The organism is Microcoleus sp. MOSTC5, assembly GCF_036701825.1.
Classification (GTDB): domain Bacteria; phylum Cyanobacteriota; class Cyanobacteriia; order Cyanobacteriales; family Microcoleaceae; genus Microcoleus; species Microcoleus asticus.
Genome location: NZ_JAUBRK010000108.1, coordinates 1 through 12263, shown reverse-complemented (window position 1 = coordinate 12263; position 12263 = coordinate 1). Strand labels below are relative to the sequence as shown.

The 12263-nt window shown below is 48.3% G+C and carries 5 protein-coding genes and 1 pseudogene; 2 read left to right on the top strand and 4 right to left on the bottom strand.

The window, feature by feature from the left end; all coding sequences use genetic code 11:
- Window positions 1-555: 555 nt before the first annotated feature.
- Window positions 556-2172 carry a HAMP domain-containing sensor histidine kinase gene (locus tag QUA54_RS32465; RefSeq protein WP_333418949.1) on the bottom strand — a complete coding sequence of 539 codons (1617 nt, stop codon included), beginning with the start codon at window positions 2170-2172 and terminating at the stop codon, window positions 556-558.
- Window positions 2173-2440: 268 nt separating this feature from the next.
- Between QUA54_RS32465 and QUA54_RS32460 the strand changes: the two genes are divergently transcribed.
- Window positions 2441-3847, top strand: coding sequence for a TldD/PmbA family protein (locus QUA54_RS32460; protein WP_333418951.1), 1407 nt, complete (start codon window positions 2441-2443; stop codon window positions 3845-3847).
- Between the two features lie 311 nt (window positions 3848-4158).
- On the opposite strand, the gene patX is transcribed toward QUA54_RS32460, so the two are convergent.
- Both patX and coaE read right to left on the bottom strand, forming a co-directional pair.
- A complete protein-coding gene (gene patX, locus QUA54_RS32455; RefSeq protein WP_333418948.1) occupies window positions 4159-4365 on the bottom strand; it encodes a heterocyst-inhibiting protein PatX in 207 nt (68 codons plus the stop codon).
- Window positions 4366-5086: 721 nt separating this feature from the next.
- On the bottom strand, window positions 5087-5824 hold the full coding sequence (gene coaE, locus QUA54_RS32450) for a dephospho-CoA kinase (RefSeq protein WP_333418946.1): 738 nt from the start codon (window positions 5822-5824) through the stop codon (window positions 5087-5089).
- A 205-nt stretch (window positions 5825-6029) separates the two neighbouring features.
- On the opposite strand from coaE, the gene QUA54_RS32445 reads away from it, so the two are divergent.
- Window positions 6030-11162, top strand: coding sequence for a CHAT domain-containing protein (locus QUA54_RS32445; protein ID WP_333418944.1), 5133 nt, complete (start codon window positions 6030-6032; stop codon window positions 11160-11162).
- A gap of 410 nt (window positions 11163-11572) precedes the next feature.
- Here the strand turns inward: QUA54_RS32445 and QUA54_RS34675 are convergent.
- Window positions 11573-12185, bottom strand: a pseudogene (locus tag QUA54_RS34675) (IS1634 family transposase); the annotation flags it as partial.
- Window positions 12186-12263 lie beyond the last annotated feature (78 nt).

Here is a 12263-nt window from a genome sequence, read left to right as displayed (position 1 = left end):
AATGAAATGTCAAGTACATTGATATTCACTCATTTGTTTATTATACCTTGCTTGTGTTATTAAATTTTCATTCCTTACTTCGCGTTCATCCTTTTTTATTTTCCTTCTTGTCCAAAGTCCAATAACTATCAGTGTACGTTTTTGAGACACTGATTTTGAGATAAGTTTTGCAACAGTTTTTGGTCGCGTTAAGCCTGTTTCTGGTTGGAGGGGGTGTTGCAAAAACGATCGTTTTTGCGGCAGTTTGTTTGCGAAAAGTTAGATCGAGTCGGTACGATGTTTTATTTTTGAAGGGTGGATGAGGCAATTATTAAGTAAACTCAGCGAGATTTTAATAGATTAATGCGATCGTGCTGGCGGGTTTTACCAACAATATTTAATGCTCACAAACAATCTATAAAAACCGCCTCCACCCAACCAACAACCCAGATTAACATGAGGTTCGATCCCATTTAAAAAATATCTATTCGGATTGGTCGTTGGGGGGGGGCGGGTTTATTATATTGTTCGTTTCTGACATAGATGGTTGGTAAAACCCGCCACTACACCTAATGATTATTGCAGCGGCAAAAATACCGTCATCACCTCACCCTTTTCAGGCCGCTGGCGAATTACCAACTTCCCGCCAGCAGCCCGAAATAAATTCTTAGTCACGCTCAAATTTAAACTCAAACTTCCCGTCTCCGGCTGCACCATCAACAAAGGCCCGATCGATCGCAAAGGAGAATTCGCCTTAGCCGCAAAAGTCGATGCGCCATTACCTTCAGGTAGGTGTTCCGATTCCAACTGCAACTTTAACTGATCGCCCGCCAATGTCACCTCCACCTGAATGCGACTCCCCGATGGCAAAGTTCGAGTAAAATTCTCAATTAGATTAGTTAAAACTTGATCCAACATCGTCGGATCGCTGACTACCGCCGGCAACTTTTTCGGAACAATAACTTCCAAAGTGTGGTTGCGCACAGCCGCCTGTTTTTGCCAGCGGGGAATGCTATTTTGCAGCACTTCACCGAGGGACATTGCTGTTAGCTGCACGCCCGAATTTTTGGCTTGCGACATTTCCAATTCCACGGCGCGGAAAATTAAACCGAAGCGATCGATCTGAGCGGTGCACTCAGCATCAATCATTTCCAAACGCTTGACCACCACCGGCTCAAGTTTGGGACGTTTCAGCAACAATCGAGTCAGCGTGCGAATAGTAGCCAAAGGAGTGCGGACTTCGTGGGCGATCGCCTGTAGCAATTCCACCTCTTTAGTAGCCAGAGGAATTGGAGATTTGCAGTTGATATCTGTAGCCGATAACTTTTGACGCCTCGGACTCAAACCATCATCCATTCTTTCATCCTTTACCCGGCCTGCTTCCTCTTTCCCAACCGGCAAATTATGCAACAGCAAGCGGCTGAAATGCATCACTGTTTGATAATTTGGAGCAACAGGCAAAAACTGCTCGAACAGGGCATCTAATTTAGCAGAATTATTAGTTACTTGGCGAACTGGTAAATTGAAGCTGCCATCAGAATTGACAAGCAAACAGTCGCTTTCAGTCACCCTGCGCCGCAAAACTTCCCAAGCTTTGGCTACTACTTGCGGGTCGAAAGAAAATAGAAAAGCCGGAATTCCCGCAGAATTTTCACCCAAAACCATCACCAGGCTAAAACTAGCAGTTAAAACCAAACAAAACTGCTCGTGCGCCAAAGGATCGCCGATCGCCAAAGCCAAAGCCGGGGCAGCCGCAGGCACAGATATTTGCTCATCAGCCGCCGGCAGTAGAGCTAAAGTTTGTCTAGCACGAAAAGACCACAAAGCAGCATCGTTGTCGGGAATACTGGTAAAAATCCAATTGGCAAAGCCGTTGGCCCTCTCAGGGTCAGTCAAAACCGAAGACGGGCCCGACAACACCAATCCCTGACAGGAATTGGGGATTGTCGACCGACAATTTGCTCGATCGGCATCTGTTTTTTGTCCGGGTTTTTGCCGGTCGAGCATTTGATTCAAAGCTGCGATCGCCCCGTACCATTCCTGTTCAGCTTTCAGCCGAGAAGCCCCACGGCTGGCAGGACACCGATGGCGGTTGTTTTCTCCCGCCAACTTCGCATCAAAGAGACTCAGGTCATTTTCTTGGCCTTCGGAGGCTAAAATTTCGCTTATTGTCGGTAAAAAGTAAGTATTCACAGTTATAAACCCACCTTCGGAGGCATGAAGGGTGAAGTATTTATGTATAGGAAAGTTCAGGAGTTAAGACTCAAGCACCAGCACGATCGAAAAATCCCGCATAGTTTCTTGCGCCTTCCTCCTAACCCACAGGATATCCACATTTGTCAACTAACGACATTGGCAGAACCGTACCAATAAGTCGCAATCTCCGCGCTTGGGGCGATATTTTGCACGATCGCCCTGACAAAAGTGCAAAATGAAGTCAGTTAAACACCGTGCTTTCCTTATGCCCACCTCGATCGCCGACTCGAAAAATCTGCTGTCAGACTTAATGGCACGCTACCGCAATCAAGTGGATTATCTGGCAATTCGACTCGAAGAAGCCGAAAGCACCGACATCCTGCTGCGAGGCGAAAAAATTGAAACCCTCAGCGAAGGAGTCTCAATTGGCGGCCAAGTCCGAGCTTGTCACAAAGGCGGCTGGGGCTTTGCCAGTTTTAACCGACTTTCCACCCTCGCCGAAAGAATCGAAGAAGCCATCGCCGCGGCTAAACTGATCGGCGAAGAAGAAACGATTCTGGCACCAGTTACCCCAGTACAAGATATTTGCTTGCTGCCGCTGACAGGAACAGACCCGCGTCTGGTTCCCCTAATTGACAAAAAGCAATTGTGCGATCGCTACGCGGCGATTCTGCGCAGCATTGACCCCCGTATCGCCACCATCTCGGTGCGTTACGGCGACAGCACCCAGCGCATCATCCTCGCCACCTCCGAAGGCACCATGCTCGAACAAGGTTGGGCAGACATGGAAATGCGCTTTGCCGCCACGGCCCGCAGCGGGGAAACCGTACAAACAGGCCGCGAAACCACCGGTTCGCGCAAAGCCTACGAAGACTTAACCGATCTCGATGTTCAAGTTCGCAGCGCCGCCCAGCGCGCCGTAGATTCCCTAGCCTTACCCCCCGTCCAAGGCAACACCTACACCGTCGTCATCGACCCAATTCTGACCGGATTATTTGTCCACGAAGCCTTCGGGCACCTTTCCGAAGCCGACATGGCCTACGAAAATCCCGACATTTTGGAAATTATGACCCTCGGCCGCCAGTTCGGCCCAGAAAACTTGCAAATTTTCGACGGTGCAGCGCCAGAGGGACACCGGGGCAGCTATTTCTACGACGACGAAGGTACTCCCGCGACTACTACTCAGTTAATTAAAGACGGCGCTTTAGTGGGGCGGCTGCACTCGCGGGAAACTGCTGGCAAGTTGGGAGAAACGCCTACTGGCAATGCTCGCTGTTTGAATTATCATTATCCGCCGATCGTCCGCATGACGAATACTTGGATCGAACGGGGTGACACACCGGTTGCAGACTTATTTTCTGGTATCAAAGAAGGAGTTTATGCGCGCAATTGGCAAGGCGGCATGACTAACGGCGAAATGTTTACTTTCAGTGCCGGCGAAGCTTGGATGATCCGCGACGGAAAACTCGACAATCCGGTGCGGGATGTTACTCTTTCGGGTAATGTTTTCAGCACTTTAGCCGATATTGAGGCGATCGGCGACGATTTCTACTGGGATGAATCCGGCGGCTGCGGCAAGGCAGGACAAAGCGGTTTGCCGGTAGGCTGCGGCGGCCCGAGTTTGCGGATTCGCGATGTCGTTGTTGGTGGCGAAGCTGCGGAAGAAGATTAAAGTTTCAAAAGTTTAAAAAATAAAGGTAAAGCGCAAGATTCCTACTCGCGCTTTACCTTTATTTTTTGAGTGCAACATTTCGCGCCTGTTTGTGGCATCTGATATCTTGAGTACGCTTAGCCAAAAAACCGGAACAGCCAAAAATTATGTTTTGAGTCGTCAAATACCGCTAAAAAATAGGTTTTTTGGTACGCAGTACCTAAGTCCTGAATTAATGGATGGAAATATTCAATTTTTCTCTTCTTATCCCAATTTTCGCTTCTCCCCGTAATTACCTAATTCCCAACAGACAATTATCGCTTTTTTCGCCTTTATCTCCCGCTTCCTCGTTCTGGCGGCGTATCTTTATCGTCGTTATCTGCGTAAAAGGTCTGAGTGTCGGCTAGAGCGGTTAAAATGTCTGGAGCAGAGTTGTCTTGAGCAAAAAAGGTCGATCGAGTTTCTAAGCTTTGAGCGCTAACTGCGGTGCTGCTCAGTAACAGGCTTGACATCAGGATGGAAGAGTAAACGCCGATCATAAATTTTGGTATTTGTATTTTCCCCTTCTTGATACGCAGTCTGTACTCGGCTATCAGGATAAAAAAAAATTAATGGCAGCGAAACCATCAATTAGTAATTGACGGCACCTGCACTTCTTTTTATTTTTTGTTGAAAGCAGGTGAAAGCCCTTATCTAGCTCGCTTGTTCGCTCGCAAGTTCGAGCTGTCTGCTACTTGCGGCAAACCAGCAAAATTTAATACCATCTAAAAAAAAAGAATGCCTCTCTAGGCCGGTGCTCCCAAACCTGGTAGTTATAAATGATTCACAATTTTAAAATTTCAAATCTCAAATGGTAGACACCCTGGAAGCCTCTTGAAACACTCTGCAAATAAGGAAACGAAAACCGCAAACTATAAATTTTTCATAGTCTTCAGATTAATTTCATAATTTATTGATATTAGGAAGCAACCCTCGCATTAAAGACAAAATAGCAGATTACAGAGGTGCGTCATCAGCACCCTACATATAAATATTTTGGTGCACGATATTCCTGAAAGAAAGGAATGTCTAATCCTTCAGATTAGCTTCATAAATGGTTGTTATGATATTTTCAAATGAATTGTGAACCTTTTTTCTTTTTTTGTCTCTCTTGGTTTGTCTCAAGATGGCTGGCGCGCCGCTCCGAAGGACGAGTCGAAAGCGGTTCTGAAAAAAAAAGCCCGTTCACAAAATCGTGGAGTCAATCTTACATCTCAAAACTCAAATCTCACATCGACTGACTTGCGCATCTACCTGTAAGAATACCGAGTCGAGGGTTGACGAGTTGTCCAAAACAACATCAGCTTGTTGACACTTTTGAGCTAGCGGTAACTGGGCGTTAATGCGGGCATTAGCTCGATCGTAACTCAAGCCGTCTCGCTGCATTAGTCGTTCTAACTGCACTTCCGGCGAACAGTACACCACCCAAATTTCGGTACACAAGTCAGTCATGTTAGCTTCAAACAGCAGCGGCACTACCAAAACCAAAGTCAACGTGTCAGTCGGGGCGCAGAAACCGGAGTTTTTTTCAACAATACTTCGTTCTAGCTTTTGATCGCGGTGAACAAACCCGGTTTCTTGAGTTTTTGTACTTAAGTGATGTGTGCCTTGCGATACCGGAGTCAATGCAGCAATGCAGCTTTGGGTTTCCTCAACAAATCGGCGGCGGACATAAGGGTGAATCTGTTGTTCCAACCATTCCCGCTCGGCTGCGTTACAAAAAATAATATTTCCCAACTCTGGCCGATTTAAATTGCCGTCGGGGAGCAAAATAAGGGCGCCGTATCGCTCTACAATAGAGTCCAGTATTGGCGAACCTGGGTTCACAGCTTCGCGGGCGTAAATATCGGCATCTAAAATCGGAAATCCCCAGGCATCTCTCAGATAATTAGATATAGCGGTTTTACCGGTGGCGATGCCCCCAGTTAAACCGATCAGACGCACAATTCCATCGCTCATAATTTTCGCTGTTTAAATTTCCTGGGTTTCGACACTTACTATCTGTCTTTGCTATGTTGGTGACACAATTAAATTTAGACTGAAAATTTAAGATTTGCGATCGAGAACTAGCGTTAGGAAGTGTCAGCATTGGGGTGCGATCGACTCTTTTTTACCTAAAATCTCAATTTTAAACTCGAATCAAGGTCTAGACCGAGGCAAACTTATGAATGCTCAACGTGCTGTGCGGTCGATTCTGGCAGCAATTCCCATTGCCGGATTTTGGATGTTAGATTTTTCCCCCAACCTGCTTTTCCTCAAAGAAAATAGCAGCGGATGGGTATTCGTGGCAATTTATCCCCAATCTCAAATTGCTGCAGCACAATCTATTACTCCAGCCCCAGACGGCACCGGAACCGCTGTCATCGCCCCAGGTACAGGGTCGCCCCCTCGCTACGACATTCAAGGCGGCACTCCCTCCAGAGACGGAGCAAATCTATTCCACAGTTTTACTCGGTTCGGTCTGAATTCTGGCGAAACTGCCAATTTCATCTCCAACCCAACCATAAAAAATATCCTCGGCCGCGTTGTCGGCGGGGACGCTTCCTTAATTAACGGTCTAATTCAAGTTAGCGGCGGCAATTCTAACTTGTTGCTGATGAATCCCGCAGGCATCATCTTCGGAGCAAATGCCCGACTCGATGTGTCCGGGTCTTTTTTTGCTACCACCGCTAGCGGTATCGGTTTTGACGACCGTTGGTTCAACAGTACAGGGGCGAACGACTACGCAGCCCTAGTCGGAACGCCGAATGCTTTTGTTTTTGGCTCACAGCCCGGGAGTATTGTCAATGCCGGTAACTTGGCTGTCGGAACCGGGCAAAATTTGACTTTGCTGGGCGGTACGGTCATCAGTACGGGCAAACTTTCAGCCCCGGGCGGTCAAATTACTGTGGCGGCTGTTCCGGGCGAAAATCTGGTGCGGTTGAGTCAAAACGGACTTTTGCTGAGTTTAGAAGTTTCTCCGGCTGCGGGAGTGTCGGGTTCGGAAGCTCTTCCCTTCTCTCCCCAGAGTTTACCTCGGCTGCTCTCTGGTCCCGGCGTGGCTAACGCTACGGGTATAACTACGAACGCTCAAGGTGATGTCGTGCTGACAGGCGGCCCAACAGTGCCTGCAGGTGCTGGAACTGCGCTGGTAGCGGGTGATGCGGACGTGTCTGCCAGGGGGGGCGCGGGAGGAAGCGTCAACGTGTTGGGCGACAAGGTAGGGCTGTTGGGAGCGAAGATTGAGGCTTCGGGGCCGGACGGCGGCGGAACGGTGCGGCTCGGGGGAGATTACCGAGGCGAGGGAACTGTGCCGAATGCAACAATGACTTACGTGGATGGCAAAAGTTCGATCGCTGCCAACGCAACTCAATCAGGCAACGGCGGCAGAGTTTTTGTCTGGGCTGACAACACAACAGCATTTTTGGGCAGCATCAGCGCGAATGGCGTTTCTGCAACGGGAACCGCAGGTGTTGGCGGGTTTGTGGAAGTTTCGGGCAAGCAAAGATTGATTTTTAACGGTACTGTCGATACTTCCGGGACAAACGGTTTGGGGACTTTGCTTTTAGATCCAGAAAATATCTTAATTACAGATTCCCCAGAAGGTACCGGCGATGCGGCAATAATTGCCAACAATAATATTTTGTCAACAGGAACGTCATCACCACAGCCAAACAATTCTGAGCCTTCGCTGACAATTTCGGCTAGAGCTTTGGAAAGTATGTCGGCGACGACAAATGTGGTTCTCGAAGCGCTCAACGATATTACAATTGCTGATTTGGCGGACAATCAGTTGAGCTTTCAAGCAACTACTGGTTCGGTGACATTGAGAGCAGATGCCGATCGCAGTGGGGCGGGTGTTTTTTCGATGAATGCGGTCGATACAATTAGCACTCAAGGCGGTGCGATTGCCATTTCGGGAAATCAAATTACTGCGGGCAATTTGTCAAGCAACGGCGGAAATATTAGTTTAATTAGTCCGGGAACAACAGTTGCCGCCAATATTTCTTCATCGAATCCTAGCACCGGCAGCAGCGGGAATATTTTGCTCGAAGGTCTGAACGTAACGGCCCAAAAACTTGATGCCAGCGGCCCGGAAGCGACAGGAAATGTAACATTGACAGCTCAGAATGTTCTGGGAGTGAGCTTCGTCGCAGGAGGTTCGGGAAACATTACTTTGACTGGTAATGAAATTAATTTTAAAGGCGATAAAAATTCAGTCAGCGGCACTGGCTTTTTGGTACTGCAACCTTGGAACCCAGGTCAAAATATTGCGATCGGCGGTTCTGGAGATGTCGGCACTAATATTTATTTGAATCTGACGGCAAGCGACCTCGGAAGTTTGCAAAATGGATTTGCTGGAATTACGATCGGCCGCAGCAACGGTATCGGTTCGATTCTGATTGCCAACGATTTCACATTTTATGACTCGCTAATTATTCAATCGCCGGCGGGTTTGGGAACAATCACTACCACAAATTCCTTGACAGGGGCCGACAATGCCTCAATTACTCTCAAAGCTGACGGCAATATCAGAACCGGAAATATCACTACCAACAATCAGGAAATTCGCATCGCCAGCACAGCGGGCAATGTCACAACCGGTCAGCTACGTACTGGAACTGCCCCCACCATCAACACTTCTGTCAATTCTGCCAAAGTGCCACGCTCGGAGGCGGGAGATGTTAGCGTTACCGCACAGGGCACGGTGAGTGCAGGGGCGATCGACACGAGGGGCGATCGCGCGGGGAATGTGACGCTGACGGGGCCCAATGGAGTCACTGCGGGTGCGATCCAAGCTGGCGGCTCGAAAACACCGGGAAATATTACTTTAACCGGCAACGATATTGACTTGACGGGTGGCAACAATTCGATCGCCAGCAACGGCAATTTGGTGCTGCAACCGGCCGATCCCACTCAAAATATTATAATTGAAGGTTCTGGCGATACCGAAGCTCTGAACTTGACTGCTGCGGAATTGAACTCGCTGCGGAATGGGTTTGCTTCGATCGCGATCGGGCGTTCTGACGGTAGCGGTGCGATCTCGATTGCTTCTGGAACGCCAGATTCAACACCAGTGACGGTGACATTTCAAGATCCGACGACGATTCAATCCCCCAATGGCACTGGCGCGATCGTGGGAACGGGTGCGATCGTCGGAACTGATAACGCCACGATCTCTCTGATGGGCGGTACTGTAGCCGTCGGAGACGTTACCTCGACTGCGGGGATTAACATCACTAGCACTCAAGGCAACTTGACTGCTGGTACGCTTTCATCTCGATCGGCTTCCGCGGCGGGCGATATCAACATCGACAGCGCCGCTGCGGTAGAAACCGGCAACATCGATGCTTTCGGTTCCAGAAGCGGGGGAGATATCTCGATTGCAGCGCCGGGGCGGATCGTTACAGGGGTGATCAATTCCAGTTCGCAGTCGGGAAGTGCCGGTTCGAGCAAGATTACCGGACAGAAAGATGTTGAAGTTGTTTCGATCAAAGCTCGTGGCAATACGGGCGGCGATGTGGAAATCGATGCTGGGGGAGCGTTTCGGGCTGCGGGAACGGGAACGGCAGCCGAGCGCGCCGAGGTCAGAATTTCTACAGACGGCCTGGCTCGGTCGGGTTCGCTGACGCTTTCTCAAAGCGCTTGCCCGTCGGGCACTTGCACGGTGGCGACTGTTGGGACGGGAAACTCGAAGTCGAACACTGCCACCTCCTCAACTACTATCGGGCCGCTGGCGATCGTGTCGAGTCCAGCACCAACTACCAGCGTGGAACTGAAAACTACAGCCAATTCTCAACAAATTGTGACTGAGGTGAGTCTCCCCTCCGCAGCGTCTGCGCCAAAGAGCAGTAACACAAATGTCTCGCCTGAACCTGCTGCTGCGTCTGTTGAGGTGGGGTCGAACGAGACTGCGACCGGCTCGGTATTGCTGTCGCAGTCGCTGTTAACAGACAATCAGGGTGCGCCGGCGGCGACAGAAAACGGCAGCGGGGGGGCAACTGCACAGAAGCCGGCGAGTGGGGGGAGTGCAGGAAGTATCGGGAATGTCAGGGTTCCTGAGATTTCTCGATCAAGTTCGATCGGGCAAATAAATCCGATCGACGCAGTGCAGCAAAGGGATAGAACTCAGGGTCGGGAATTTGAACGTTACTTTGGGGGGAATCTCGGTCAAAAGTCGGTCACGCAGCAAAGTATTCGAGATACTCTCAGCAGCGTGAATCGCTTGACGGGAGTTAAACCAGCCATCCTTTACGTGTGGGCGAAACAGAAACATTTAGAACTTGTGTTGTTATTGCCAGACGGCAAAAGTGTTTTTAAAAGCGTGCCTGCAAGCCGCGAGACAGTGCTGCAAGTTGCTAAAGAATTCACTAATGCTATCAGAACTCCCAGGAGATTGAATGCTGCTGATTACAAGGAATCTGCCGAGGAACTTTACCAGTGGTTAATTGCACCGCTGCAACCGGAACTGGAGGCTAACAAGATTGACACTTTGGTGTTTTCGATGGATGCGGGTTTGCGGACTTTGCCTTTGGCTGCTCTTTACGACGGCAAGCAGTTTTTGGTAGAAAAGTACAGTTTGGGGCTGATTCCAAGTTTGAGTTTAACTGATACTCGCTATGCCGATGTTAAGAGTTCTGAAGTTTTGGCGATGGGTGCGTCGAATTTTCCGGCCAAATACGATCAAAATCCTTTGCCGGCAGTGCCACTGGAAATATCGACAATTGTGGGCAAGATTTGGCCCGGTTCGTCTTTTCTCAATGAAGCTTTTACTTTGGCAAATTTGAAGGATAAGCGCAATCAATCGCAATACAAAATTATTCATTTAGCTACTCACGGCGATTTTCAGCCAGGGGGGGCAGAAAATTCTTACATTCAGTTTTGGGATACTAAGTTGCGGTTGAATCAGTTGGATCAGTTGAAGTTATCTAACCCGCAGGTGGAGTTGTTGGTTTTGAGTGCGTGTACTACGGCGGTGGGAGACGAACAAGCTGAGTTGGGGTTTGCGGGGTTGGCGGTGCACGCGGGGGTAAAATCGGCTTTGGCGAGTTTGTGGTATGTCAGCGATGTCGGTACTTTGGGGCTGATGACTGAGTTTTACCAGCAGTTGCGCACGGCGCCGATTAAGGCTGAGGCTTTGCGGCAAGCGCAGTTGGCGATGCTGCGGGGTGAAGTGCGGTTGCAAGATGGTTATTTGAGGCGATCGGGCAACAATCAAGCTCTGCCTTTACCGTCGGAGTTGACCGCCAGGGGCGATCGAAATTTGTCGCATCCTTATTATTGGGCTGCTTTTACTATGATCGGTTCGCCGTGGTAATTGTCAAGGAAGAGGGCATGGGGTGCGATCGTCCAAACTCACTATAGCAATTCCATTTGAGATGTAAATAGGGCTTGCTGAATATATCGATCGCATATTACGTGGGCTGGGTTAAGAGAGCGTGCTTTAGATCCCACATTCCGCAGAGGTGGGTCGGATTTATTTATCAGTTGTGAAAACTTGGAAGCCAAACGCTTTTAGGCTGAAATTATACAGTTTTAGCATTACAGAAGCTTGTCAAATTTACCTAAACTAAGTAAGTTGAAATAATTGGCTTTTTTTCATATATTCATGTTGCTATTTTATCGCGGTTGCTCATATTTTGAAGCAAGGAAACTTATGCCAAGAGCCAATTGTCTTGACTAATTAATGAAAATTATTCACAAATATCTACACCTCGATCGCAATCGTTATTCACTTGAAAATATTAAATAGTATTGACAGCAATACTCTCCTAAATGCCGCAAGATATCTTGGTGTTCTTGGGTTAAATTGCTGACCTGCTTCGAGCCATTTATTGTCACTAAGTGCACAGCCTGAAACACTTGAAATATCCAGCGCATTGTCGGTTTATCGGTCAATTTCTTTACCTGATTTTTCACTTGCTCATTGGTAGCTTCTAATTGTTGTCTCAATTTCCTTTGCGCTAAATTATACACTAACAAACACAGTCCCATTATCATTCATTCCGATTGCTTCAACTCGCTCCGGCTTTTTCACGAATACGCTGGAAGTAAAAAATAACGGATCTTTGATAAATCTAAATCCTCTCTCATTACTTTGCTGCGCTTTGTATTCCGATAATACCTGTGAATTGCTCACTACTTTAGGCTCTAAAATATTTGTGGCTAATATAAATCTCCCAGCTTTGACTTTTTCCGCTTCGATTGCTGAAATGCGGGGTTCTATTTCACCTGTTACTTGATAGACTATTGTCTGTGTATCGCTCGATTTTTTGAGCTTTTTTTTTGTTATTTTAACTGGCTTTTTTTGGCATTTAACTTCTGTTATTTGGTGATATTTCCCTGGGGGGGTAACAACCCGCCCCAAACCCATACTTTGTAAGGATTGAGCCCAAGTGTGCTAAAAAAAGATAGGCAG